We start from the raw sequence: 25,571 nt of genomic DNA, 5'->3' as shown, positions 1-25,571 counted from the left end.
TAAAATTATGAGACAAGAATGGGTTGCCCCCCGGCGCGGACAAGCAAATGTATCGCAAATGCACTACGCCCGTCAGGGGATAATTACCGAAGAGATGGCTTATGTGGCAAAACGGGAAAATCTCTCTCCCGAATTGATTCGCAGCGAAATCGCCCGAGGAAGACTGATTATTCCCGCTAATATCAATCACCTCAACCTCGAACCTATGGCGATCGGTATTGCTTCTAAGTGTAAAGTTAATGCTAATATCGGGGCTTCCCCTAACTCCTCGAATATTAACGAAGAACTGGAAAAATTACACCTAGCGGTCAAATACGGCGCCGATACGGTGATGGATCTCTCCACTGGGGGCGGTAATTTGGACGAAATTCGCACCGCGATTATCAATGCTTCTCCTGTCCCCATCGGTACTGTACCCATCTATCAAGCGGTGGAAAGCGTTCACGGTAATATTGAAAAACTCACCGCCGAAGATTTCCTCCACATTATCGAAAAACACGCCGGGCAAGGGGTAGATTACATGACAATTCACGCAGGAATCCTCATCGAACACCTGCCTTTAGTCAAAACTCGTCTGACCGGGATTGTCTCCCGGGGCGGTGGTATTATTGCCAAGTGGATGTTACACCACCACAAGCAAAATCCTCTCTACACCCATTTCGATGAAATTATCGAGATTTTCAAGCGTTATGACGTTTCTTTTAGTCTCGGTGACTCCCTGCGTCCTGGTTGTACCCACGATGCTTCCGATGCAGCCCAATTAGCGGAATTGAAAACCCTCGGCCAACTGACGCGTCGCGCTTGGGAACACGATGTACAGGTAATGGTGGAAGGACCTGGCCATGTTCCCATGGATCAAATTGAATTTAATGTGAAAAAACAAATGGAGGAGTGTAGCGAAGCACCTTTCTATGTTCTTGGTCCCCTTGTCACCGATATTGCTCCAGGGTACGATCATATCACTTCGGCGATCGGGGCGGCTCTGGCGGGTTGGTACGGGACGGCGATGTTATGTTATGTCACCCCGAAAGAGCATCTCGGTTTACCCAACGCTGAAGATGTGCGAAATGGCTTAATTGCCTACAAAATAGCGGCTCATGCGGCAGATATCGCCCGTCATCGTCCGGGGGCGCGGGATCGTGATGACGAACTCTCCATCGCTCGTTATAATTTCGATTGGAATCGTCAATTTCAGTTATCCTTGGATCCCGATCGCGCTAAGGAATACCACGATGAGACTTTACCCGCAGATATCTATAAGACGGCGGAGTTTTGTTCGATGTGTGGACCGAAATTCTGTCCCATGCAAACTAAGGTCGATGCCGATGCAATTACGGAATTAGAGAAGTTTCTCGCTAGTCAGAATCAAGACAATTTAACCCCGGTTTAAAGGGGAGTTATGGGAAGGGCTGACTTGATTTCAGCCCTATTTCTAGCATAGAAGTCAAAATTATGGTAATAACCGCCATTTTTTGACTAATTGACCCGTTTTTCTAGATATTGACCGATCATCAATTCTTGACCGGCGCGAGAGATAATAGTTTGTCGGGTGCGATATTGTTGACCGATGAGTTTAATTTCTTCTTCAAAGACAGAACCGGCGTATTCTGTTCTCAGACAGAGAGTAGAGGGGTTAGGAAAGGTATAAATGGCACTAACGGGTTTATCCGTCGCAAATCCCCGATCGCGATAGAGAATATTATCTAAAATACCGAATATAGTGGAACCGTTGGAGGGTTTTTTACTCTGGGGACGGAGATAATTACTTTGCCAAGTCACTTCCGTACCACCTAATAGAACTGTATCTTCCAGATTATGTAAACGGGCCAGTTGAATTAATGGTTCGCTGCCTTGGGGTAAATATTTAATCTCGATGGCGCTGATAACTTCTTGGGGTTCCGTTTCTTGAGTGAGGGTGTAATAACGTCTCTGGGATTGCCAGCGTCCTTCTGTCTGCTTAAAAAAGGCTAAAGCCGAGGTTTCTAGCGATAATTGGGCGGTTTGAATTAATGTCATAGAAATAAAACCTTTCCTGTTTTTTGGTAGAGCAGATTTGTTATCCTTTGTCAAGAGTTTGCCAGAGAACTGTTACACATCTTAATACAATTATAACCTTGCGGGGAAATTAAGTGGTAGGTGTGTTGAGGGAGATAATTGGGAAAAAGTCGCATAGATACAGCAGTTACAGGGAAAAAAGGGGATAAGATTACTAAAACCTGCGAGCTTATCCTAGTTACTTCCATTTACCCCTATCTATCGATTAATTCTGTCAAATTGGCTACAGTGAGGCCGAGGTGATTTCCCCAACCCCCTTTTTTACCTGTTACTTTTCATCCGATCTGCCCAGTCTTGGTATTGTTAAAAATATAGAACCTCCGAACCAGGTCTCAACTCCGTGCAGTTAAAACAAGTAATCATTGCTCATAAGGCCAACCATCCCCAAAGTAAAGCATGGGCGGAAAAATGCGCTAAACAGTTAGAAGCCCGTCAGTGTAAAGTTTTAATGGGACCCAGTGGCTTTAAAGATAATCCCTATCCAGTATTTTTAGCCTCAGCATCGGAAAAAATTGACCTCGCCATCGTTTTGGGCGGAGATGGAACCATTTTAGCCGCCGCTCGCTATTTAGCTCACGAAGACATTCCAATTTTAGCGGTGAATGTCGGCGGCCATCTGGGATTTTTAACGGAACCTTTTGAGATTTTCCAGGATACGGAGACGGTCTGGGAGCGTTTACAATCCGATCGCTATGCGGTACAACAACGGATGATGTTAAAGGCCAGAATCTATGAAGGGGATAAAAGAAACCCCCAGGCAGTGAGCGAGGCATTTTATGCCCTGAATGAGATGTGTGTGAAACCCGCTAGTATCGATAGGATGCCCACCTCGATCCTGGAAATCGAAGTGGACGGGGAAGTAGTAGATCAGTACCAAGGAGACGGACTATTAGTGGCTACTCCCACGGGATCCACCTGTTACACCGCTTCCGCTAATGGCCCGATTATACACCCCGGCATGGAAGCGATCGCTGTCACCCCGATTTGTCCCTTGAGTCTCTCCAGTCGGCCGATTGTCATTCCCCCGGCATCTCTGGTCAGTATTTGGCCTCTGGGAGACTACGAATTAAACACTAAACTCTGGATGGATGGTGCTTTAGCCACTTCCATTTGGCCCGGGCAATGGGTGGGAGTTACCAAAGCTGAAAAATTCGCCCAATTTATTATCCTGCGGGAAAGCTATTCTTTTTATCAGACTCTACAGGAAAAATTGCAATGGGCCGGGGCGAGAATTCATTATGATGGCAATCGTCATAATTAGGATCGGCTAAAGAGCTTCTGGGGATACTGTCTGAGGGATGATTAAGTAATAGGACAAAATTAACTTCTTGGTTAGGATGGCCAAAAGGTAAGAGGCACTCATGCAAGAGGTAGTTAGATATATGTAATTAATTGTGTCCAGCTACTTATAATTACTAACTACCGAGATGCCAGTAGGTATCGTTAAAGGTTGAGCGGGGGACAAGCAGCAAAAAGCACCTTTTGCCCGCAGCGAATAGCGGGTCAAAAGTTGTCAAAATATTTGACAAAGTTGCCACTTTATGGTAAGAAATTGGGTCATTATTATCCCTTAAATTTTAAATTTCATCCCATCCAGTTAAGCCAGAAGACATAACATAACTGGTAACAGTTGCTTCAAAAAAGTTAGCTTTGGTGTGGCCTTCTTTTTTGGTATCGGAAAAGCGTTCCAGATGGTTATAGGGACTTTTGTTATACTTTTCTTCCCTGTATAAAGGCTCAAGTCCGATCGCTTTTAGCCGAATATTAGCGAGGTATTTAGTGTACTGTTCGGTACTGTATTCGGTAATACCTAAAATGTCGTTGCCAACGATGTGATTTGTCCAGCGACATTCGTGTTTAACGGCACTATCGAACATCTCATAAATCTGTTCAACAGAATGGGGAAAAATTGCCATGGCTTCGGGAATAAGTTTTTGATACAAACGGACGTGACTTAATTCGTCCCGGTTGATCATTTTGAAAACGTCAGCGCTACCGGACATTAGCTGTCGAGAAGCGAGATTATAGAAAAAGATAAAGCCGTTGTAAAAATACAAACTCTCTAGCAAATAATCGGCGACAAGGGCGATAAAATAGCTTTCAGTAGTTTGTTTATCGATGTATTGCTGGTAGAGACTAGCAATAAATTCACAGCGATCCTTGAGAACTTTATCGGTGCGCCAAAAGTCATAAACTTCGCCTCTGCGATCCGAGGGAATAATCGTTTCAATTAAGTATTGATAACTTTGATTGTGCATGGCCTCTTGAGAAATTTGTTCCGCCATACAAAGACTAATTTCTGGCGCAGTGACGCTACCTTTTAGGTGGGGAATATTACAGGTTTGCACGGAATCAAGAAAGGTTAGATAGGACAAAATACCATCATAAGCATATCTTTCTTCGTCGGTAAGATGCCCGTATTCAGTCACGTCTTGAGTGATATCTAAGCGTTGTGGTCATTTATGTTCAATTAGGTTCGCTACCCCTAACCCGCTTTATTCAAGCTGCCATCTGTCACCAAATGGATCGGACTATATCATCATCCTTTGCTTATGCAAAGGAGTCCCCCGCTTCGACAGTCAATCGCTTACTGCCTACTTTACTTAGTCAGATATGATCTGCTGTTCATTAGTCTCTACACCTTCTGCTTTTTTTCTAGCAGCTTGGCACGGTATTGTCTGTGGTGCAAAATCCTGTGACAGTTGGAACACAAGAGAATACACTTATCTAATTCCTTGAACACCTTTTCTTTCTTCAACATCAACATATCTGATGGGGTATATTCCTTCTCAGAGGGTTCGATGTGATGAAAATCAAAGGCCGCAATAGTGTCTTCCGTTGCAGCAAATCCACATTCGGAACAGTACCCTCCTTTATAGAGGCAAAACTCAAGTTTTTTTTGGTTTTTAAACTGAGCATCTCTGTACTTCTGAGAATACTGTTTACTGTAAGTGGATCTTTTTTCTTTATTTCGCTCAATGTAGGCTTTTATTTTTGCGTTTCCTTCGCTTGATGCGTAATACTCTCGCTTGTATTCACAAGTACAGCTTTTACACCTTGCTACTGTCCCGCTTTTTAGCCTTTTATCTTTGTGAAATTCAGAAATCGGTTTTGTGGTATGACACTTAGCGCAAGTCTTGCTTTCCATTTGTTTTGTTGTGCGATACATATTACGCACTATAACAAATTTTCTTGCAAGATAGATCACAGAGTTTCACCGTTTTCAGGGGATTTAGTCTGGACTACCTTATTTAATCCAGAAATTTTCCCGCATTTGTTGATATAAACCCACCGCCCAGGTGTAGCGGACATCGTTTAACTGCATCAGGTTGGTGGTGTTACCAAACCAGATCGAACGGTTTTCGATCGCATCATCTCCCGCCGGATTGAAGATCGGGGAAATGGGCATCGAATGGCAAGAATTAACTAAATGTAAGGACATGATTACTTGGATATTATGGCACTTTTAGGTTATAATAGATTTTCGGTAAAAAGTCAAATGTTTTGATTTTGATTAGGAATAAATTCAAAATCTAGGGCTTCTGCCAAAGTAAATGGGCAATCCTTCGGGAATTTCTCTAGGTTTATCCCTGTTTCAATAGCGGCTTTTTGTCTGGCTTTATTATAGCATTTTTTTAAATTGTCTTCTGTTAAAAAACTCTTAAGACTAGGGCTATTTTCTAAATCTTCTTCGATTCTCTCGCGATGCTCAAAAAGGGTTAATGCCCAGCTTCTGGTTTGTTTTTCTGGCTCTTGTAAGTATTTTAGTAAATGCCATAAAATCACAGTTAGATTGCTTTTTAATGCTTTCTGTTGACTGATAGACATAGATTTTATTTCGTCAATTAAATTCTCTAAATCTAAATCAGAAAATTGATGATTTTCTAGTAAATATATGGTTTTCTCTAGCCAGAGATAGTAGTCCTTTTCGTATAATTTCTTTTCCATAATTACCCACCTTCACTTGCTTTTATCCTCTATCAATATTATTTTGAGATTTCAGGGAACCAATCCTCATTTAAAGCCTGTTCTATAGTGCAAATTGGAGCTAAACTGACCAAATTTTCAGCCATTCCAGATACATCTAAAAACAATTTACGGGCATTTTGATAACAGGGAGAGAAAATTTCCGATAGATAGGGCTTTAAACTGGGACTATCTTCAATAATTTGTTGAATTCGTAGGCGAAAGTTACGAATTTCATTTTTCCATCCTCTTTGATTATATTCTAATTCCGATTCCCAGTAAGCTAGTTTCAGCAAATGTTCTAATAACCGAGTTAAATAACTTTCTAAACTTCGTTTCTCACTTTTCCCCATACTACTAATTTCCTCGATGAGATTATCTAAATCTAAATCGGAAAATTGATGATTTTCTAGTAAAGATATGGTTTTCTCTATCCAGAGATAGTAATCCTGTTCGTATAAAGTCTTATCCATAGCTGTGATTAGGTGATCAATAAAACTCATTTTATCAGTCCTAATCTTTGATGTAAAAAAATTAAGGTGGGCATTGCCCACCGAAGTTAACCTTAATTAGCGCAACTAGAACAACTATCGTCAGACTCTCGAAAATTGTCCTTTTGTACGGTACGGATATAATAAATCGCTTTACACCCCAATTCCCAGGCCATAACTAGGGTATCAAAGATATCTTTGGCAGTGAGACAACGGTTGGGTTCTTCGGGGAAATAAACCCCTTCATTGAGGTTGAATAATAACTCCATAGAAATCCCCGTATCGATCCATTCTTGCATAGTAGCGATCGCTTTCACCACTTGCTGTTGTTCGAGATTTTTATTCTCCGGATAAAACCAGAAAGCTTCTTCAATAAAAGGTGGCGCGATGGGAACAGTTCCCTTTGCCCATTTATCGTAGAAAAAGCGACTATAAACCGGCAAAACACTAGCGGTACATCCCTGTACCAAACTGGAGGAAGTATTAGGAGCAATGGCGGTAATATGGGAATTACGGATACCAAATCGTTGAATATCTGCGGCTAATTGTTGCCATCTTTGCGGTTGCACCGCATTAGTTAAAAACCATTCCACTGGTTTTGCACCGATTAATTTACCTTGACTCCATTCACTACCCAAGAAAGCTTGATAAGCGCCGCGTTCTTTGGCTAATTCCATCGAGGAATAGGTACACCAATAGCCAATTTCTTCAAATAAATTACTAATTTCTGACAGGTTATTGTAGGATAATTTCCGATTAGCTAACCAGTCAGCTAATCCCATCGCCCCTACCCCAATAGTGCGGTATCTATCGTTGTGGTTTTTAGCATTATCAAAGGGAGGGTTAGTAATATCGATAGTATTGTCGAGAATCCTGACAGCGATTTGACAATTAGACTCGATTTCTTCCCTGTCGATATTGGCTAAATTAAGGCTAACTAAATTACAACAATGGGCAGTTTTATCGGGGGTGACATTCGAGAAACTCTCCGTGCATAAATTTACACCGGGGATATAGCCATCGTGTTTATTAGGATTAGCGCGATTGATGGTATCTTTGAAGGCAATGTAGGGCATTCCTGTTTCTACTTGGGAACGCATGATAGTTTTAAATAAGTCCCGGGCATTGATTTTTTTATAGAGGAGAATCTCTTGATCTAAATTAGCTTCTACTAAACGATAGGCCTCTTCAAATTCTTCCCCCCATAGTTCCGCTAATTCTATACCTAATTTAGTGCTAACTTCGTAGGGATCTACTAATGTCCACTCGGCTTTAGTTATCACCCGACGCATGAATTCATCGGTGATAACTAATTGGGGAAAAACATCATAAGCTTTGCGTCTTTGATCGCCGTTTTCTGTCTGCATTTCCAGAAATTCTGGCACATCTAAATGCCAGATGTCAACACCGATAGTTACTGCCCCAGCGCGTCTTCCCCCCTGATTTACTGCAATAGCTGTATCGTTAAGTAACTTAATCCAAGGAATAATCCCACCGGAAGCATTAGCTTTCCCCATTACCCAGCTACCAGTGGCGCGAATTCTACTCACATTCACTCCGACACCGCCACCATTTTTGGAGATGCGGGCAGCATTAGTAATCTCGCCGAAAATGCTTTCTAAACTGTCGTCAATGGAGAGGATAAAACAACTGGTTAGGGAACCTTTGGGAGTGCGTAAATTGGCTAAAATTGGGGTAGCAAGAGAGATTTTTCTTTGAGCAATCGCTTGATAAAATTTCTTCGCCCAGTGGAGTCTATTAGCCGGTTCTTCCACAATGGCAAGCAGTAAGGAACAGGTTAATAATGCCTCTTGGGGTAACTCATTTTTGAGTAAATAACGGCTAGTGATTAACAATGCGCCAGCGTAATCATAATCGATGTCCCAATCGGGATTAATCCAAGAACCAGCTTCTTTTAATTCTGCCTCAGAATAGATGAGAATCCTTTCGTCGTACAGGCGATTTTTAACTTGAGTTTTGACGGTTTTCTCGTAATTTCCGTACTGATAACCCCGGACTACTAAGGTATCTTTCCAAAGACTCCAAATATGCAATCTTCCCGCCACATAGCGCCAATCTGGTTCCTCTGGACTACACATTTCTAGGGCGCAATTAATTAAATTATCCTGTATTTCCCTAGTGGTAATCCCATCCCGCAGGCGTGTGGTTAAACCCGCTTCTAAGGCAATAGAATTGACTTTTTTGCCCTCACAAGCCCACTCTACCACGTCGCGAATTTTGCCGATATTTAAGCTTGTGGTGGAACCATCGCGCCGAATCACTCTAATTGCATGGCTGCCCATATTAGCTAAAGGGGTAGAACGAAAGGGTATTACTTCGTTATTTTTGTGAATGGAAACGGCAGTAGTCAAGGGCTTCGATTGCATAATTGGGAAATTGCGGCGTTAAAAAAACTTGACAAATTAATCTATTTGTACTAGAGTATTCTATCAGATTTTCTAGGAAAACACAACATCTAGCGTGTTAAATAATTTTATAACTCTATATGTAGTAGAGCCAAGATTGTTTTCTTCCCCAAAACAGTGTTTTGGATAATATTTTCTGCCAAAAATTCTCAATTTTCCCGAAAAGATAGTTCTTTTGTATGCTTGACAAAAAGTTTATTCTTTGGTAATAAAAACGGATTGACAAAATATTTCCGATCCCATTGTGCTTGACTACTGAGAAGGTTGTGGTCAGACTTTATTTGTTCTTAACTTTTCGATAATTTAAGACAAGAGTGGATTAAAAGTCAAATTTCCTCTGAGAACCTCTGAGAGAGTAAATTTTCTCTTTTCTCTATTTAGTGGCTTACCGCTAGAATAATAGGACAAAAACGCTATATATAGCGTCTAGCGAGTAGAGGACAAGGATGAAATATTTAGAAGAATGGCGTGATAGCGGGGTGGATGCGGAGTTAATCGATCTCAATGTCACCAGTTTAGCGGGGTTATCTCCCAGTGAATACCTACTCTACTCCCAAGAATTACCGCGACGCAATGATGGCAGAGTTAGGGATGATATTCTCAAGCGTTATGAACATATCAGTCAAGGCGGTTGGTGGTGTTCAGGAATTGACTTATTAACGGGTAATTATGACCTTTGGGGCTGTTTTAAGCCCGATTTTCCCCGTTTAAGCTTTGATAAGGCTAAACCGATTAAGTACGAACATCCTCCCCAAACCCCTACGGGAGTCTTTGCTTTGCGGGTTCCCCTGAAAATTTGGCAAAAGACAGCCCAGCGTATCAGTATTAATATTTTAACTGAAGAAGTGGATAATAAGCAAGAGGATCTCGGTTTTTGGTCCTGGGTGATGAAACATCCAGAGATACCTATTTGTCTTACGGAAGGGGCGAAAAAAGCGGGGGCATTACTAACAGCAGGTTATGTGACAATTGCCTTACCCGGGATTCACAATGGTTATCGTACTCCCAAGGACGAATTAGGTAGGAGAATCGGCAAATCTTATCTAATTCCGCAGCTAGAAAAATTAGCTAATTCGGGACGAAAGATTTATCTAGTTTTCGATCAAGAAACTAAACCGAAAACCCAGCAAGCGGTTAATTTAGCTTTACAGAAAATGGGTTATCTATTCAGTCAGGCTAACTGTGAGGTAAAGGTAGTTACTTGGGATGCTGCTGACGGTAAAGGGGTAGATGATTTACTAATCAATCGAGGAGAAGATTACTTTCAACAAGTCTATCAAAAAGCTACCTCTTGGGAAATTTGGAAGGCATCGAGTTTAAATAGTTTAACTCTCTCACCTCATCTAGAGTTAAATAGCCGTTACTTGCCAGATATTTCTATCCCTACATCAGCGCAGTTAATGGCGATTAAATCTGCTAAAGGTACGGGAAAAACTGAGTTTTTAGCCAAGATAGTTAAACAGGCTGTTGCCAATCAACAAAAAGTTTTAATTATTGGCCATCGTGTGAAACTGGTAGAGGAGTTATGTCAACGCTTTGGTTTAAACTATATCAGCAAAATTAGGGATAATCCTGCGGCACAAATTTACGGTTATGGTTTATGTATTGACTCTCTCCATCCCCAATCGCAAGCAAGATTTCAAGCGGAAGATTGGCAAGGAGCTATTATTATTATTGATGAGATCGAACAAGTCCTATGGCATGGGTTAAATGGGGATACTTGTAAAGCTAATCGTGTAGCAATTTTAAAGTCTTTAAAGTCCCTGCTGCAAACTGTGGTCAGCAGTGGGGGAAAAGTCCTAGTTGCTGATGCTGATTTAAGTGATATTTCCCTAGATTATTTAACTTCTTTAGCTGCAATTAAACTAGAAACTTTCTTGATTAGTAACGAGTGGAAACCCAGTTATCAGGAAGCTTGGCGAGTTTATAGCTACTCTGATAATACTCCCCAACAGTTAGTTAAGGATTTAGTTAAACATATTAAAGAGGGAGGAAAACCTTTTGTTTGTCTATCAGCACAAAAGTTAACCAGTAAATGGGGAACAATTACCCTAGAATCCTATCTAAAAAAGCAATTTCCTCACAAGAAAGTTCTGCGAATAGATTCAGAGTCATTGCAAGATTATAGTCACGCTGCTTATCAAGCGATTGGCAATTTAAATCAGTTGTTGCTTAACTATGATATAGTTTTAGCTAGTCCTGCGATCGAAACGGGAATTAGTATTGATATTCAGCAGCACTTTTCTTCAGTTTGGTGTTTAGCACAGGGAATTCAAACTCCCACTTCTATCGCTCAATTTTTAGGGAGAATTAGAGAGAATATTCCTCGTTATATTTGGTCAGCAGTGCATGGATTTAATCAGGTGGGCAATGGGTCCACTTCTATCCCCAAACTTCTCACCTCTGGACACCGATTAACCGAGGTTAATATTCGCTTACTACACCAATCAGATTTAGAATCTCTGGAGGATTTAGATACAAGTTTTCAAGCGGAATCTCTCCTCTGCTGGGCAAAAATGGCCGTGCGAGTCAATGCTTATATGCTTAATTATCGTCAGTCAATTCTAGGTATTTTACAAGCAGAAGGTCATAGAATTAAAGAACGAAATCAGGAAGAAGAACTAGAAATAAATAATCAGTTAACGGAAGCAATTGAGGAAATTATGGAACATAATTATCGTTCTGAATGCGCGGCGATTGCCAGCGCAGCCGAGATAACGGAATCAGAGTGTCGTCTGCTAAAAAAACAGTTAATTAAGTCCGTGAAAGAAAGGAGAATTCTTAGAAAATATGACCTATACAAACGCTATGGAATACCCGTCACACCGCAATTAGTGATTAAAGATGATCAAGGATGGTATCAAGAACTACGCCTACATTACTTTTTGACAATCGGGCGACAATTTTTGTGTGATCGAGATGCTTTAATTGCCCGTAAACTGATAGAATCAGGTCACGGAAGTTTATTTATTCCCGATTTTAATAGTAGTCAATTAGGAGTGATTATCGGGACGTTAGAATTGTTGGGAATTCCCGTATTATTAGCTAACCCTGAAAGAGAATTAAATAATCATGATGCCGATTTACAAAAAATGGCCGAAATCGCCATTAAAAACCGTAACGAGATTAAAACTATCACCAAGATTAACCTCTCTAATACTTCCCGTCCTCTGACGATTATTCGTAATTGTTTGAACTTGTTAGGTTATAAATTAACTGGCAAGGGCAGCCAGAGAATTGCTAAAAAATCCCTAAAAGTTTATCAGATTGTTGCACCTCAGGATGGTAGAGAACAAGTGTTTCAACAATGGTTATTTAGAGACGAAAAATGTGCGGGAAGTTCCGAGTTTTGGTATGAATAAGGTTCTTAGGGACTTGTTATACAAATAATTAATTAGAAGAATTCTCTAGGTTATTTTTCGGGACATTCAAAACAGGATTTTGGTCAAAGAAACCCCAAGACATAATCTTAAAACCTGCTGGATGTACGGTCATAATTGGCCATTCTTCGGGACGAGGAATATGGGTAACACCGTAGGTATACCAGATGACTAAATCCTCATTGTCGAGAGATTCATTATCAGCAGTATATTGCGGTAAACCTCGGCCTTTTTTGCCTTGATTGGGATAATCTCCCGCTGCATAAAGCTCGTTCGCTTTGTAACGAGTTGCCCAAAAATGATGGGTAGCAAATTCACCCCGTTGACGAGAATCCGCTTGGAAATTGGGATAATAAATTGAATTTGCCGATGGCATTAACATATAACTTGTCGGCATTCCTAGGGAGTTTTTCTGATTCTTATTCATTACCATCCAAGCGCGACTTTCAGCTAAATTCACATCACGAATTGCCTCGGATTCTTGCTGAAGCTGTCTTTGGGACATAGTGAAGGCATTACCAAAGGGATTCTTTTCTGGTGATAAAGTAGAAACCTTCATTTCAGTAACAGAATTTTTAACCCCATCCACATCGAAATCAAGACGAAAATTTAAGAAGTGCTGATGATTAATTGCTTCCACATTTGCCGCTACTAATGTTCCAAATTGATCGCCATGCTCATGAGAATTAGTGAGATCAGGAGTCGCTTTAGCTAACATAATTCCCGTTAAATCGCTGCGCTGTTCTAAAGTACCATCTTCATGAAAAATCCAGTTAATTCCATAGTCATAATTACCAATAGCAGCCACGGTACTAACTACTAATTGACGGGCGCGGCGACCTTCAAAAGTTTCTGTGTTAAAATCATAATGTCGCCAGAGAATTCCCGCATCTTTTTCGTAAATACCTATGATATTTTCTCCGATATAAGGTTCCCCATTATCATCAGCAAACAAGGCATTTAACAAGACAGTATTTTCGGGAACATCATTACCTTTATCCAAGGGAGTCGATAGCCAACCAAAACGATATTCTCCCACATCAAAAGCACTACGAACCGCCCATTCTCGCGAGGTATTGGAGTAGGGAACTAGCATTTCTGACAGTCCTGCACGATATAAAATCATTCTATCTTTACCGTTATCATTGTAGGTAACTAGATAAAGAACTAATCCCTCTCTTGGGTGCATGAGATAACGAAATTTCCAATTTTGCCAGCTAACTTCGTTACCCCTAATCTGAAAAGTTGTCCCTTGCGGTTGTTTAATTCTTAAGGGTTTTAGAGCTTTTTGAAGGGGTGAAAGGGTTTTTTCATCGTAATCAAAATTGGCTTTTGAGAAAGGTACAATCCCAGTATCTCGCACTTCAAATACTTGGCGATTATTTAAATCTACCGTCACCGACAAACCTTCGATCGGTGCGCCATAATAATTACTGCGATCCTTGCCTTTATAGTAAGTAATCCCGCGAATTAAGCGCTTTCCCGATGCTTGTTCTTTCTCGCTCATCATCCCAGGGGCCCAACCATCAATGATGACGTTTTCAAAGTCAGCAATCCCGCGTTTTTTCATAGCTTCTTGCCAACGAATATCAGCTTTAGCTACTTGATCGAGAATTTCGTATTCTTCATCTAACAATGGTGGTTGTCCTGTCGATACTTCTTGCCATGAGAGAATTTTACTCGCTTTGGTATCGACAATAGCCTCATAGGTTTTATTCAGTCTGGGTTCCAGAATTACTAAAAAAGCCTGACGAGCAATAGCATCTCCTTTTTTAAAGTTTAAAACAGTTTGCTTATCGGGTTCTTGTAAAGAAATATTAGGAAATCTGGCGAACTCCGTCAGGGATTTGTCTTTTTTCACCACAGTTACCGCCATTTTAATCTCATTTTCTGTGAGGGGGTCGAGAGGATGGCTAATCCCTGGGGATTGGGCGAAAGTTTTCCCAAAAATTAAGATCACTCCGCAGCTGATTACAAATAAAATCGTCAGTGGCCGCCACCATGAGTATTTTTTCAGCATAGAAATCCCTCGATAAGGCTAAAAGATGGTCAATCCTAGACATGATAATCTGGGATGTCATAATTAACCTTATATCTTTTCAAAAAATTAAGATCGATGTCGGCAGTATTAGCGCAGCTTGATGCACATCAAATTGTTAATTTTGCCACAATACAATATTAGAAAAATCGGCGTTGCTGAATCAAGCTATGAATGTCAACCGTGCCATCCTATCTAAAAGTTAGTTTGCCAGAAGCTTCCTATCTCAAATCAGCAACGCTAACCCCTGCCAACCGAAACCGATAGCAACTCCTCAACCACCGGCTAAAACAGCGATCGAAACGAGATTAAATCCATTTAATAGAGTTCAGACTTGATAGGGATTACCCAAGCGATCCACAAAAACATTGTAATCTAAGGGTAAACGCCCCGGATTAAGCCGTGGTTCCGCTGCGTAACCGATGGGAACGACAACAGCGATCGCCAGATGGGGATGATCGGCAGCACCGATCACAGCTTTTACCTTGTCCTCGATCCAACCGTTGAGAAAACAACTAGATAAACCGAGACTTTCGGCAGCTAAAACCAGATGAGTAGCGGCGATCATGGCATCTTTAATCGCGTATTCCCGGGTTTTTTCGCCCAAATCCTTTTGAAATCCCGGGATTGCCTGTTTAAAATATTTTACCGTGCCTTCGCTCCAAGCACCTGTACCGAGAGCCTGTTCATAGATAGGAGTTAGATCTCCTCCTCCTGCGGCAGCATCGGCAGCGAAAACAAAAGTAACCGGCGCTTGGATAATTTGCTTTTGTCCCCAAGCGGCCTCGGCTAAAGCGGCCTTTTGTGCCTCATCTTGTACTAAAATAATTCGCCAATCTTGGATGTTGAAACTACTAGGTGCGGCAACGGTTAATTCTACTAGGGTTTTCAGCAGTTCTGGGGCGATCGGATCGGTGGTAAAATTTTTAATAGAACGACGTTGATTAATCGCCGTGGGAACATCGAGAGGCAAGGTCATAAAGTCAGTGGATCAAGTTAAATACTTCTAATTATTATAAGGTCAAGCTATCAGCCTCAGCCTTAGGTGTGAAAAAACAGAAATAGTAAAACATCGGGATTAAATTGTGGCGGTCAGGAAAAGATCCACTATACTGTTAGACTTAAACAGGTCATAACCCAATGACCATCTAGCTATAATCATGTCACCGCCACAAAGATCATTTTATGCTTTCTGAGCCGGAACCGAGCGACACCCTCACCACTCCCACCGTCAATATGGGCGATCACAGTACCGATATCAAGCCAATTTTAGCCTTAAAAGAGTTGGTCGCCAGTTTATATCGCGAACAAAACAAAGTTCAAAATCTCTTAAGTTCCCTCGGTTTTGCCCTGCGGAGTTTCAATAATTTAAACCAATTCCTCGATCTTACCCCCTTGATGGCCGCACGAGTGGCAGACGCGGAGGGAGGAGCGTTGATTTTGAGCAAAAATAACGGTCAAGTAGCCCTCGATCAACTCCATTGCCAAGATAATCAAATTAATGGGGAACTACGCCGACAATTAGAGCTAATTATCCGACAATTAAACCAAGAAGCGACACTTGAGAATAAAAATAATCGATCGCTTCTCGACAGTCTCGACCATCAGATCCGGCAAACTCTCGGACAGGGTACACAGGTTTATAGTACACCTGTTTTAGTAAAAAATAGTGAGCGGGGACGTTTATACGTTTTCAGTCGCGATCCCGATTATGGTTGGACACCCACCCGTCGTAAACTGTTGCAGCTAGTGGCCGATCAAACGGCGGTAGCTATAGCTAATAATGAATTAACGGTCGAATTACGTTCTAAGGAACGTCAGGATCGAGAGTTAGAAATCGCTGCCGAAATCCAAAATCGTCTTTTACCCCGGCAATGTCCGAAAATTCAGGGGGTAGAATTGGCAGCCCACTGCCAAACGGCTAATCGCGTTGGTGGCGATTATTATGATTTTATCCCCTGCAACTACGATCAATTTAAACCGGCAAGGGAGGCGGAAATGGAAGCCAGTACCGCTCCTTGGAGTATAGTCATCGGTGATGTCATGGGTAAAGGTGTCCCGGCAGGATTATTGATGACCATGACCCGGGGAATGTTGCGAGCGGAAGTGTTAAATCGTCACTCCCCGGCCCAGATTTTGCGTCATCTCAATCGGGTTATGTATGCCGATCTCGATAATTCTCATCGTTTCGTGACATTATTTTATTCCGAGTATGATCCCCTGACGCGCCGTCTTGGCTACAGTAATGCTGCCCATTATCCCACCCTCTGGTGGCGGGCCAAAACGGGAGAGTTAGAGTCTCTCGACACGGAAGGGACATTAGTGGGTTTAGAGGCCGATTCTATCTATGACGATGCCCAAGTGCAATTAGAAGCGGGAGATACGTTGATCTATTATACCGATGGCTTTACCGATGCAGTTAACTCGAAAGGGGAAAGATTTGATCAGCAAAATTGGCTATCGGCAGTTAAAGAAGCCTGTCAACAGTACACCGATCCCGAACAGATTCTCGAATATTTATTTGGGAAAGTTGCCGCTTTTACTGGGTTGGGAAATGACGGTAGCGACGATATGACTTTAGTAGTTATGCGAGTGAAATCGGAGGAATAAATTATCACTTCCTAGCTCATAAATTAGCTTAATCCTGCTCTTGCCAAGGAGCAAATAAAGGCAATAACGCTAACCCGGGTAAAGCGGCAATTACTGTGATTAAAAAGAACCACTGCCAACCGATCGCCTCGGCTACAACTCCGGCGGGAGCCACCAAAATATCGCGACTAAAGGCCATTAAACTCGATAAAAGGGCGTACTGAGTAGCGGTAAAACGAGCATTACAAAGACTCATTAAAAAAGCCACAAAAGCGGCAGTGACTAAGCCACCGCAGAAGTTTTCAATGTTAATAGCCAAGACCATAAAAGGATAATTTTGACCTAAATTTGCTAAAATAAAATAGGCTAAATTACTAACAGCTTGCAACAGACCAAATATCCAGAGCGATCGATTAATTCCCCAACGACTTAACAGGGAACCACCTAATAAAACTCCCACCATAGTTGCTATCATGCCCAGTCCGCCTTGGATCGCCCCGATATCGGTTTGACTGAAACCAGTTTTTAAGAGAAAAGGAGTCACCATATTATTAACTAAAGCATCCCCTAAACGATAGAGAACAATAAAGGCGAGAATGCCGATTCCTTTACCTATTTGATAGCGTTGAAAAAACTCTTGGAAAGGCAACCAAACTGCCTCTAAAAGAGTTTGGGGATGATCATCTCTAGGGGGAGTAGCTGGGGCGAAAAAAGACCAAATAATCGTTAAAGCCATCAATCCAGCTAGGAAAAGATAGACGAGGGGCCAGGGTTCGTGATCGGCTAAAATTAAAGCGATAGAACCGGTTAAAATTAAAGCCAAACGATAACCTAAAACCCCGATTGCTACCCCAGCACCCATCTCCCATTTTTCTAAAATATCTGTGCGATAGGCATCGTAGGCAATATCTTGGCTGGCACTAAAAAAAGCGATCAGTAAAGCATTAATTGCCAATAATTCCAAAGATTGTTTTGGTTGTTGAAAAGCCATGGCTGCAATCGCTAAAGTTAAACAAACTTGAGCGATTAAAATCCAACCGCGACGACGACCAAGCAGCGGTGGAAGATAGCGATCGAGTAAGGGAGACCAAAGAAATTTGAGAGAGTAGGGGAGAGCGACTAAACTAAATAAACCGATCGATTTCAGATCAACTCCTTCGGTGGTCATCCAAGCTTGCAGGGTACGACCAGTGAGAAAATAGGGCAATCCCGAAGCGAAACCTAAGAATAACAAAGCCGCCATTTTTTGACTGCGGAACACTTGCAAATAAGCGGAAATTTCTTTGATCATGGAGGGGATAGGAGAATAGATTAGATTAAAGAATATAGTTAATTGACCCAAAAAGAAAGAGATTAGTTCTAACCAGCATCATCCCCTCTTAACCATTGCCTGGAGATCAAAAAAAATTCCCGAAAAATAGCGGTCTTTCCCCCAACTGGGGCTATAGGCAGTAGAATAGATGAGATTTTGATTCAGTAGTCTTGAAAAATTGCGGTATTCTCCTTAAGATAGATGCTTGATTCTCCCAACTAGCTCCCACCCCTATTTACCTTTCCCTGATAAGGACTGCCATCCCCACCTTCCCTGCCGACTCCTGTGATTAAAGTGGACTCCTGTTTTATCTCATACCTATTGTCTCATCCCTCCGACTCGGAAGCGACCGGTGACAGTGCCGCCATTACCGTCGAGGTGCGTTTGGCCCAAAGCCAAGATCTCAAAAGCTTGGCGGAGATTCTCGCCGATAGTTTTTTCCCCACGGCCAATTATTGGTCTTTTCTGCGTCCTATCTTTAAATTAGGCATTTACGAGGACTTACGGGGACGATTACGCGGTGATACCCCTTACTATCACTGTCTGGTAGTCAGTCAAACCAGTGTCACCGCCACGGGTTCTCAGGAAGTTATTGTCGCTACGGCGGAAATCAGCTTAAAATCCAGTTCTTTTTTAGCTGTTCCCATTCCTTATATTTCTAATTTAGCCGTTAGTCCCGATCGCCGGCGTGCGGGCCTGGCCCGGAGATTGCTGCTCAAGTGTGAACAGATCGCTAGAGAATGGGGTTTTGAGGAACTTTCCCTCCATGTTCTCGATAATAATCTAGCGGCCCAGTCACTGTACTTAAGTAGCGGTTATCGTTTGCAAAAAACCGACGGTTGGTTGATCAATTGGTTATTTAATCGACCACAAAAGTTATTTCTGCACAAAAAAATCAGCCAATGAGGAGACTCCGAGACAGGTTTTAGGTGTTGGGGGTTGGGGTTTTGGGGTTTTGGGGTTTTGGGGTTTTAGTTCAATTTCCCCACTTCCCCACTTCCCCACTTCATAATTCATAATTCATAATTCATAATTCATAATTCCCACACCCCGCTCCCAGGAAACAAACCCTAGATATTTCTCCAAAATTGCGATGCAGAACGATTATAGGGAAAAATTCTGCTATATTATCTGCTAACTCTCTAAAAAACCCGATTAGTTTAATGATCTTTTCCGGTTATCTGAGAAAAAAAATAGTTCATCTCTTTAAAATATGGTTTTAGGGAGATATTTAGTGATTGTGTGAGGCAATTTGTGGTTAATAAGACGAAATCAAGGCTTAAAAGCGTAAAATCAAGCAAATTAGCAGCTAAACCTGTGAAAAAGCGGCGATTGTCCGGTAAATGGTTCCTGACAGCCCTAGGCTTAACTGGCTGCGCCCTAGTTTCCGCTACGGCGGGGGCGATGTTGGCTGTGTCTCTCTCCTCCACACCTTTGCGACAAGCTGCCCTTAGTCCCGAAGAAGCCGCCGCTTTTAACAATCAGCAGGCGATATCCTATCAAAATCTGCAACTTCCCGCCCTCAACCGTCCCGTTAATATTCTGGTAGTCGGCGCGAAAGTGTTGACATCCGATGTCAAGGAGGCAGAAACCCCAAATCTGGGTTATCATGCCCCGGTTAATTCCTTGGAGGGTTTAACCGATACCATGCTGTTACTGCGTTTTGACCCCCAAAGACAGAAGTTAACCATGCTTTCCATCCCCCGGGATACCCGCACCGATATCGAGGGTTACGGGGAGAAAAAAATCAATGAAGCTAACGCCCTCGGGGGACCTGCTTTAACGGCGGAAACGGTTAGTCATCTTTTGGACGGAGTGGCTATCGATCGCTATGTTCGCATTAATGTGCAGGGTGTGGAAAAATTAATTGATGCTTTGGGGGGGGTGACGGTATATGTTCCCAAAGACATGAAGTACCAAGATTTTAGTCAACACCTCTACATTGACCTGAAAAAAGGGGAACAACACCTCAACGGCGAGAAATTCCTCCAGTTTGCCCGTTTTCGTCACGATGCTAACGGCGATATCGGTCGTATCCAACGACAACAGCAATTAATGCGGTCTTTAGTGGAACAAACTCTAAAACCAGCAACTTTATTGAAAATTCCTGATATTATCGAGGTTATCCGCAATAGTATCGATACTAATCTCAGTTTAGAGGAGTTACTCGCCCTAGCCGGTTTTGCCTCCAAAACTGAGCGCGCTGATGTGCAAATGCTACTCCTACCAGGAGACTTTAATGGTGATGGTCGGCAAGGGATCAGTTATTGGTTGCCCAATCAAAGTAAAATTCAAGAGCTAGTGGCTCAACATTTTAACCACGGCTCTTTTATCGCTGACATCGAGGAAACCACGCAACCGACTCGCATAGCTGTGGAAGATAGCATCGATAATCCAGAAGCGGTGCAAACTCTAGTCAGATATCTGCGCTCGTTTGGTTATGAAAATGTTTTTGTCTCTAAGTCTTCATCGCCAATTCTAGAAACTACCAAAATTATTGCTCAAAAAGGGGATGATTCCCTGGCTGCTGCCCTGCATAATAGCCTTGGTGTCGGGGAAGTTTTGGTGGAAAGTACGGGGAATCTCGCTTCTGATGTGACGATTAAAATTGGTCAAGATTGGCAAGAAAAATCAGCTAATCTTTCTGATCTATCCCCTGGCAACTAAGAGAAAAATCAAGTTTATCTGAGTTAGGAGTTACCCATTGACAAAAAACTCATCCATTATCAGTTATCATTGATTAGTGATTGGTCACTGTTTACTGTTCACTGTTTACTGATTACTGTTTACTCTCCCATGACCCCTTTTGTTGAGAAAATAAAAACTCCTTTAACTAAGCAAAAAATCTCGGTTCTGCAAATTAATTTAGGGAAAAGATGTAACCTTGCTTGTAGCCATTGTCATGTGGAAGCTAGTCCAGTTCGCTCCGAAGAAATGACTCCAGAAGTGTGCGAACAAATTATCGAACTGATCGCAAGATTTCCCCAAATTAAAACCGTCGATCTGACTGGCGGCGCTCCCGAAATGCTCTACGGTTTTAAACCAATTGTGGAAACCTCTAGAAAAGCGGGAAAAGAGGTAATTGTGCGCTCGAATTTAACTATTTATTTCGAGAAAGGATTTACTGATATTCCTGAATATTGCGCTGGCCATCAGCTGCGGGTGGTGGCTTCTTTACCCTGTTATCTTGCCGATAATGTGGATAAAATGCGCGGTCTGGGAGTCTATGATCGATCAATCGCCGCTTTACAATGGTTAAACCGTCTCGGCTACGCTCAAGAGCCGAATTTGATTGTCGATCTAGTCTATAATCCCCAGATTCCTAAGTCAGAGAATTTTTCTCTCACACCGGATCAGGTATCCCTAACACGGGATTACAAAAAGTTCTTGCAAGAACATTTTAATATTTCTTTTAACAATCTATTTACTATCACTAACCTACCCGTCGGCAGGACGCGCTTCCATCTGGAACACCGGCAACTCTATCAACCCTATCTTCAATTCCTCGAAGACCATTTTAATGGCGATACTGTCGAGCATTTGATGTGTCGTAATCAGCTTTCGATCGATTATTTGGGTAATATCTATGACTGCGATTTTAATCAGATGGAAGATCTGGTCGCTTGCACCGGTCAAGGCCAAAAATTAACCCTGTCGGATTTATTACAAGCGGGTAGTTTAGATGTAATTGCAGAGGTACAAACCGCTTCCTATTGCTACGGTTGCACTGCCGGCAGCGGTTCCAGTTGTGGGGGAGCTTTGATTTCAAGCTGAACAAGTGTACTGGATTGACACCGCGTCTTGGAAAATTTAGTACAAATGCTCGGACTAGCTCTCCTCGCTGCCAACTCCGGCGCTATCTTGACGGGGTAGGGTGTGGGGTGTGGGGTGTGGGGTGTGGGGTTTTACCGATTTTCAGGTGGTCAATTACCTAATTTTCAGGGAAAAAGTCCCTGAATTCTCCCTCCGATCACTCCAATCGCTGGCACTTTTTCGTCAAAAGTTGGACTAATGATTAGGGACCAGAAAAAACCGCCGATTCTATATCTTGGCGACTAAGGGAGTATTTAAAAGCGCGATTGATGTCACTGCCGTCATTGGCTGCCCGAAAGTAACGAACGGTGATTTCTTCGATGTCGAGGCAGATTTCCGCTTTCCATGTCGGTTTTTCCACAGTCCAACAGTGGATATTCTCGGTATTTTTCCGACAACCTAATTTAACTAGCCATGCTTCGATCGCCGGTAAGGGATGATTATAGAGGGGAGTATCAGCAGTGGGAATCTTCATCGCATCTAAATCAAAAATAATTGGGCTACAGTGACAGCATTCTCTCCTCGAAGCATAGCAATAATCACCGCCAGTAACAAGCAGCCGAGCAGGGTGAGTGCCAAGATAAACAAAGCAAAAATCTCTCCCGAAGATAGGGGGCGATCAGTCGGATCGAGATAGGCGCTACGATTAGCTATGGGTTCATCGCCATCGGGGATGGTTTGGATGACATTCCAGCGCGAGTAACCTATCTGTAAATCATACAGGGAACGGCGATCGGGATTACTCAGGGTGGCATAAGCTTCGTTAAGACGCTGGAATTTAACCGTTGCCACTTCGGGGCTGAGTTCGGTAGTATCGGGGTGGTATCGTTTGCTGAGTTCCCGATAGGCGCGTCGCACTTCGATCACCGAGGCACTCGGATGTAGTCCTAGAATGGCATAATAGGTATTGGCAAAGCGCGAGTTAGCGGCAATGACTCGCGAGGTGGTTTGGGAATTATCGCGCTCGAAGGTCACAAGATTTTTTACACTAAAAATTGTCTTAATATTTTAACCCTGTTGATCATGAAATCTCGTTATCGGCTGCGTCTTCAGATCTGTCTTGTCTTTCTCATTGTTGCTCTGACGAGTTTGTCTCCTTGGCTAACCCCTAGCGCCTATGCGGGGATCGATGATGATCGCCTCGATGGTAATATTTTTGTGGTCTATGCGGGTAATGGTTCCCTCGTACCACCGCGTTTAAATTTAGCGGAAACTTTTCAACGGAAAATTCCGGCTATTATTGTCTATTATTTGGATGATAGTAGCGATTGTAAGCGATTTGCGGCGATTGTCTCCCGTTTTCAAGAGTTTTACGGTCGTGCCGCCAGTATTATCCCCGTTACTGTCGATTCTATCCCCTTAAAGTCTTCCTATCGTCCCGATGAACCTGGTTACTATTATCGCGGTGGGGTTCCCCAAACGGTGGTTTTAGACCAACAGGGTAAAGTGGTTTATGATGGTTTGGGCAATGTTAAATATGAAGATGTGGATGATGTCTTAAGAAAGGTTTTTGATCTTTTGCCTCGATCAGAATCGGTAGAGTTAAAAAGACGCTCTTTTAACGAGTTTAACGCTGAATTGCGCTAGTTACCTCTTTTTTATCCTCAATTGAACCAAAAATAATCATTTAGGGATGCTGTCAGCAGCGTCTCTATCTTGTTTTTAGGAACAATAAAATTATTTACTTATTGCTTTTATTATTATTTAAGATTTATTTAAACCGATAAATGCTAGGCAATTCAGATTTTATCTGGAGTAACACTTGAAAAATATTGGCAATAGTGCCAGACTGGAAAAAGTTTGCTAACCTGATTATATTGAGAATAATAATCATTCTTGTAGGTGTGTGAGACAGCAATGAAAATCAAGCAAAATTTCCTAACAGCAGCGATATTACTGGGTTTTTCTAGTCCTGTACTGGCTAATAGTCTCGAAAACCTCTCTAGTAACCCCATGGCACAGGTGACGACGGTGAATCAATTGCGGGATGTTTCTCCCACCGCCTGGGCTTTTGAGGCCTTAAGAAGTCTCGTGGAGAGGTATGGTTGTATAGTAGGTTATCCTGACCTTACTTTTCGCGGTGAACGCGCTTTAACTCGTTGGGAATTTGCCGCCGGGTTGAATTCCTGCTTAAATACCCTAGAAAGATTGATTCAAGAAGGAGTAGCGGTATTAAAAGAAGATCTAGACAAAATCAAGCGATTAGTCAGCGAATTCGAGACAGAATTAGCGGCTTTAGGGGCAAGAGTTGATAACTTAGAAAACCGGGTTGCCTTTCTGGAAAATAATCAATTTTCCACCACTACTAAATTAACCGGGGAAGTGGTGATGGCATTATATGGGGTAGCCACAGGAGAAAAAAACGGTGGTGAAGGGATTCCCCAAGTGCCAGCTTTTGGTTATCGGGCCCGTTTAGAATTAAATACTAGCTTTACAGGCAAAGATTTACTCTATACCCGTCTAGCAACGGGAAATATTGCCGATTTAGCCGATACCACGGGAACTTTTCAAAGTACCTTAGCCTTTACCCAACCCGACGGCAACGATTTATTGGTAGAAGTTTTAAACTACAGTTTCCCCGTCACGGAAAATATCTACCTCTGGTTAGAAGCGACGGGAGGTGCTAAAGATGACTTTACCAATACCCTCAACTTTTTGGATGGAGATGGTGCTAGTGGGGCGCTTTCCGCTTTTGGTACCCGCAATCCCCTTTATTTTGCCCCCGGACAAACTGGACTCGGTTTACAGGGTAATTATGGGGCTTTGCAATTCAGCGCCGGTTATCTTGCTGGGGATGCTAACGATCCTAACCCGGGTGCGGGTTTATTTAACGGTTCCTATACTGCCCTAGGGCAGCTGGGTTATGTTCCAAACGATAATTTTGGCATTGCTTTATCCTACTTTCATGGTTATAACCAATTAGATACGGGAACGGGAAGTCAGCGCTCGAATTTCCGATTTTTCACCGAAGAGCTATTCGGGGAGGCTGTCCCGACTATTAATAATAGTTTGGGTTTACAATTTACTTGGCGAATTGTCGATGGTTTTGTCCTCGGTGGTTGGGGTGGTTACACAAAAGCTATCACCCTTAGCACCTTAGATGGACAACTAGAACGCGGGGATTTAGATATCTGGAATTGGGCGGTAACTTTGGCTTTTCCTGATTTATTTAAGGAAGGAAATACGGCCGGTATTATTGTTGGTATGCAGCCCTGGGTATCTAGTTCTAGTATTAGATTAAATGATGGTAGTGGCACTAATGATCCCGATACTTCCTTTCATATCGAAGGATTTTATGAGTGGAAACTCACCGATAATATTGCCCTGACTCCGGGGGTAATCGTGATTACTTCTCCTAACTCAAATAATAACAATTCCACCTTAGTTATCGGAACTATCCGCACGACTTTTACTTTCTGATTTATCTAGGCAGCTGGTCAGAAATAAAGATAAAGTATGACGGGATTTGACATCATCTCTCGACGACCGGCTGCTGTTCCG

The 25,571-nt window shown here is 42.4% G+C and carries 19 protein-coding genes and 2 pseudogenes; 9 read left to right on the top strand and 12 right to left on the bottom strand.

All coding sequences use genetic code 11. The features are described from left to right. The first annotated feature begins 7 nt into the window (after positions 1–7). Entirely contained in the window at positions 8–1,390 is a 1,383-nt protein-coding gene (gene thiC / locus IM475_RS04555) for a phosphomethylpyrimidine synthase (RefSeq protein ID WP_287726828.1), read from the top strand. Positions 1,391–1,476: 86 nt separating this feature from the next. Here the strand turns inward: thiC and IM475_RS04550 are convergent, their stop codons facing one another. Then, positions 1,477–2,016 carry a phycobiliprotein lyase gene (locus IM475_RS04550; protein WP_287659974.1) on the bottom strand — a complete coding sequence of 180 codons (540 nt, stop codon included), beginning with the start codon at positions 2,014–2,016 and terminating at the stop codon, positions 1,477–1,479. 379 nt (positions 2,017–2,395) lie between these two features. Between IM475_RS04550 and IM475_RS04545 the strand changes: the two genes are divergently transcribed. Continuing rightward, positions 2,396–3,316, top strand: a complete 921-nt coding sequence (locus IM475_RS04545; RefSeq protein WP_287659975.1) for an NAD(+) kinase — start codon at positions 2,396–2,398, stop codon at positions 3,314–3,316. 316 nt (positions 3,317–3,632) lie between these two features. Here the strand turns inward: IM475_RS04545 and IM475_RS04540 are convergent. The 6 genes and pseudogenes from IM475_RS04540 to IM475_RS04515 form a co-directional block, all read right to left on the bottom strand. Further along, positions 3,633–4,511 (bottom strand): annotated as a pseudogene (locus IM475_RS04540) (ribonucleotide-diphosphate reductase subunit beta); the annotation flags it as partial. A gap of 179 nt (positions 4,512–4,690) precedes the next feature. After that, positions 4,691–5,203, bottom strand: coding sequence for a hypothetical protein (locus IM475_RS04535; RefSeq protein ID WP_287726827.1), 513 nt, complete (start codon positions 5,201–5,203; stop codon positions 4,691–4,693). Positions 5,204–5,308: 105 nt separating this feature from the next. After that, positions 5,309–5,497, bottom strand: a pseudogene (locus IM475_RS04530) (ribonucleotide-diphosphate reductase subunit beta); the annotation flags it as partial. Between the two features lie 53 nt (positions 5,498–5,550). Then, on the bottom strand, positions 5,551–6,003 hold the full coding sequence (locus tag IM475_RS04525) for a DUF29 domain-containing protein (RefSeq protein WP_287659977.1): 453 nt from the start codon (positions 6,001–6,003) through the stop codon (positions 5,551–5,553). A gap of 38 nt (positions 6,004–6,041) precedes the next feature. Beyond that, the gene (locus tag IM475_RS04520) at positions 6,042–6,494 is read right to left on the bottom strand and encodes a DUF29 domain-containing protein (protein WP_287660006.1); all 453 of its coding nucleotides are present in this window, start codon (positions 6,492–6,494) and stop codon (positions 6,042–6,044) included. Positions 6,495–6,586: 92 nt separating this feature from the next. After that, a complete protein-coding gene (locus IM475_RS04515) occupies positions 6,587–8,899 on the bottom strand; it encodes a ribonucleoside-diphosphate reductase subunit alpha (protein WP_287659978.1) in 2,313 nt (770 codons plus the stop codon). 485 nt (positions 8,900–9,384) lie between these two features. Here IM475_RS04515 and IM475_RS04510 point away from each other — a divergent pair, with 485 nt between their 5' ends. Next, the gene (locus IM475_RS04510; RefSeq protein ID WP_287726826.1) at positions 9,385–12,300 is read left to right on the top strand and encodes a plasmid replication protein, CyRepA1 family; all 2,916 of its coding nucleotides are present in this window, start codon (positions 9,385–9,387) and stop codon (positions 12,298–12,300) included. Between the two features lie 28 nt (positions 12,301–12,328). Here IM475_RS04510 and IM475_RS04505 read toward each other — a convergent pair whose 3' ends face one another. Both IM475_RS04505 and IM475_RS04500 read right to left on the bottom strand, forming a co-directional pair. Then, the gene (locus IM475_RS04505) at positions 12,329–14,338 is read right to left on the bottom strand and encodes a primary-amine oxidase (protein WP_287726825.1); all 2,010 of its coding nucleotides are present in this window, start codon (positions 14,336–14,338) and stop codon (positions 12,329–12,331) included. Positions 14,339–14,684: 346 nt separating this feature from the next. Beyond that, the gene (locus IM475_RS04500) at positions 14,685–15,335 is read right to left on the bottom strand and encodes a nitroreductase family protein (protein WP_287726824.1); all 651 of its coding nucleotides are present in this window, start codon (positions 15,333–15,335) and stop codon (positions 14,685–14,687) included. 206 nt (positions 15,336–15,541) lie between these two features. Here IM475_RS04500 and IM475_RS04495 point away from each other — a divergent pair, with 206 nt between their 5' ends. Next, positions 15,542–16,966 carry a PP2C family protein-serine/threonine phosphatase gene (locus IM475_RS04495; protein ID WP_287726823.1) on the top strand — a complete coding sequence of 475 codons (1,425 nt, stop codon included), beginning with the start codon at positions 15,542–15,544 and terminating at the stop codon, positions 16,964–16,966. A 28-nt stretch (positions 16,967–16,994) separates the two neighbouring features. Here the strand turns inward: IM475_RS04495 and IM475_RS04490 are convergent, their stop codons facing one another. Next, a complete protein-coding gene (locus IM475_RS04490; RefSeq protein WP_287726822.1) occupies positions 16,995–18,236 on the bottom strand; it encodes an AmpG family muropeptide MFS transporter in 1,242 nt (413 codons plus the stop codon). 306 nt (positions 18,237–18,542) lie between these two features. Between IM475_RS04490 and IM475_RS04485 the strand changes: the two genes are divergently transcribed. The 3 genes from IM475_RS04485 (at position 18,543) to arsS (ending at position 22,031) form a co-directional block, all read left to right on the top strand. Then, positions 18,543–19,163 carry a GNAT family N-acetyltransferase gene (locus IM475_RS04485; protein ID WP_287726821.1) on the top strand — a complete coding sequence of 207 codons (621 nt, stop codon included), beginning with the start codon at positions 18,543–18,545 and terminating at the stop codon, positions 19,161–19,163. Positions 19,164–19,511: 348 nt separating this feature from the next. Further along, a complete protein-coding gene (locus IM475_RS04480; RefSeq protein WP_287726820.1) occupies positions 19,512–20,924 on the top strand; it encodes an LCP family protein in 1,413 nt (470 codons plus the stop codon). A gap of 129 nt (positions 20,925–21,053) precedes the next feature. Continuing rightward, positions 21,054–22,031, top strand: coding sequence for an arsenosugar biosynthesis radical SAM (seleno)protein ArsS (arsS, locus tag IM475_RS04475; protein WP_287726819.1), 978 nt, complete (start codon positions 21,054–21,056; stop codon positions 22,029–22,031). Between the two features lie 241 nt (positions 22,032–22,272). Here arsS and IM475_RS04470 read toward each other — a convergent pair whose 3' ends face one another. Next, the gene (locus tag IM475_RS04470) at positions 22,273–22,545 is read right to left on the bottom strand and encodes a DUF3143 domain-containing protein (RefSeq protein WP_004268884.1); all 273 of its coding nucleotides are present in this window, start codon (positions 22,543–22,545) and stop codon (positions 22,273–22,275) included. Between the two features lie 5 nt (positions 22,546–22,550). Further along, a complete protein-coding gene (locus IM475_RS04465) occupies positions 22,551–23,045 on the bottom strand; it encodes a J domain-containing protein (RefSeq protein ID WP_287726818.1) in 495 nt (164 codons plus the stop codon). Between the two features lie 48 nt (positions 23,046–23,093). Between IM475_RS04465 and IM475_RS04460 the strand changes: the two genes are divergently transcribed. After that, a complete protein-coding gene (locus tag IM475_RS04460; protein WP_046663582.1) occupies positions 23,094–23,657 on the top strand; it encodes a thylakoid membrane photosystem I accumulation factor in 564 nt (187 codons plus the stop codon). A 270-nt stretch (positions 23,658–23,927) separates the two neighbouring features. Then, on the top strand, positions 23,928–25,490 hold the full coding sequence (locus IM475_RS04455) for an iron uptake porin (protein ID WP_287726817.1): 1,563 nt from the start codon (positions 23,928–23,930) through the stop codon (positions 25,488–25,490). Positions 25,491–25,571: the final 81 nt, after the last annotated feature.

Origin of the sequence: Microcystis sp. M061S2 (genome assembly GCF_020245605.1) — a bacterium.
In the GTDB taxonomy this organism is placed as follows: domain Bacteria; phylum Cyanobacteriota; class Cyanobacteriia; order Cyanobacteriales; family Microcystaceae; genus Microcystis.
The sequence above is the reverse complement of the archived record's forward strand: the minus strand, read 5'-3'. Positions and strand labels throughout refer to the sequence as shown.

What these genes read in the sequence shown, in the direction of transcription:
- thiC (WP_287726828.1), top strand. Translation starts at nt 8, where the DNA reads ATGAGACAAGAATGGGTTGCCCCCCGGCGCGGACAAGCAAATGTATCG.
- IM475_RS04550 (WP_287659974.1), bottom strand. Translation starts at nt 2,016, where the DNA reads ATGACATTAATTCAAACCGCCCAATTATCGCTAGAAACCTCGGCTTTA.
- IM475_RS04535 (WP_287726827.1), bottom strand. Translation starts at nt 5,203, where the DNA reads ATGGAAAGCAAGACTTGCGCTAAGTGTCATACCACAAAACCGATTTCT.
- IM475_RS04525 (WP_287659977.1), bottom strand. Translation starts at nt 6,003, where the DNA reads ATGGAAAAGAAATTATACGAAAAGGACTACTATCTCTGGCTAGAGAAA.
- IM475_RS04520 (WP_287660006.1), bottom strand. Translation starts at nt 6,494, where the DNA reads ATGGATAAGACTTTATACGAACAGGATTACTATCTCTGGATAGAGAAA.
- IM475_RS04515 (WP_287659978.1), bottom strand. Translation starts at nt 8,899, where the DNA reads ATGCAATCGAAGCCCTTGACTACTGCCGTTTCCATTCACAAAAATAAC.
- IM475_RS04510 (WP_287726826.1), top strand. Translation starts at nt 9,385, where the DNA reads ATGAAATATTTAGAAGAATGGCGTGATAGCGGGGTGGATGCGGAGTTA.
- IM475_RS04505 (WP_287726825.1), bottom strand. Translation starts at nt 14,338, where the DNA reads ATGCTGAAAAAATACTCATGGTGGCGGCCACTGACGATTTTATTTGTA.
- IM475_RS04500 (WP_287726824.1), bottom strand. Translation starts at nt 15,335, where the DNA reads ATGACCTTGCCTCTCGATGTTCCCACGGCGATTAATCAACGTCGTTCT.
- IM475_RS04495 (WP_287726823.1), top strand. Translation starts at nt 15,542, where the DNA reads ATGCTTTCTGAGCCGGAACCGAGCGACACCCTCACCACTCCCACCGTC.
- IM475_RS04490 (WP_287726822.1), bottom strand. Translation starts at nt 18,236, where the DNA reads ATGATCAAAGAAATTTCCGCTTATTTGCAAGTGTTCCGCAGTCAAAAA.
- arsS (WP_287726819.1), top strand. Translation starts at nt 21,054, where the DNA reads ATGACCCCTTTTGTTGAGAAAATAAAAACTCCTTTAACTAAGCAAAAA.
- IM475_RS04470 (WP_004268884.1), bottom strand. Translation starts at nt 22,545, where the DNA reads ATGAAGATTCCCACTGCTGATACTCCCCTCTATAATCATCCCTTACCG.
- IM475_RS04460 (WP_046663582.1), top strand. Translation starts at nt 23,094, where the DNA reads ATGAAATCTCGTTATCGGCTGCGTCTTCAGATCTGTCTTGTCTTTCTC.
- IM475_RS04455 (WP_287726817.1), top strand. Translation starts at nt 23,928, where the DNA reads ATGAAAATCAAGCAAAATTTCCTAACAGCAGCGATATTACTGGGTTTT.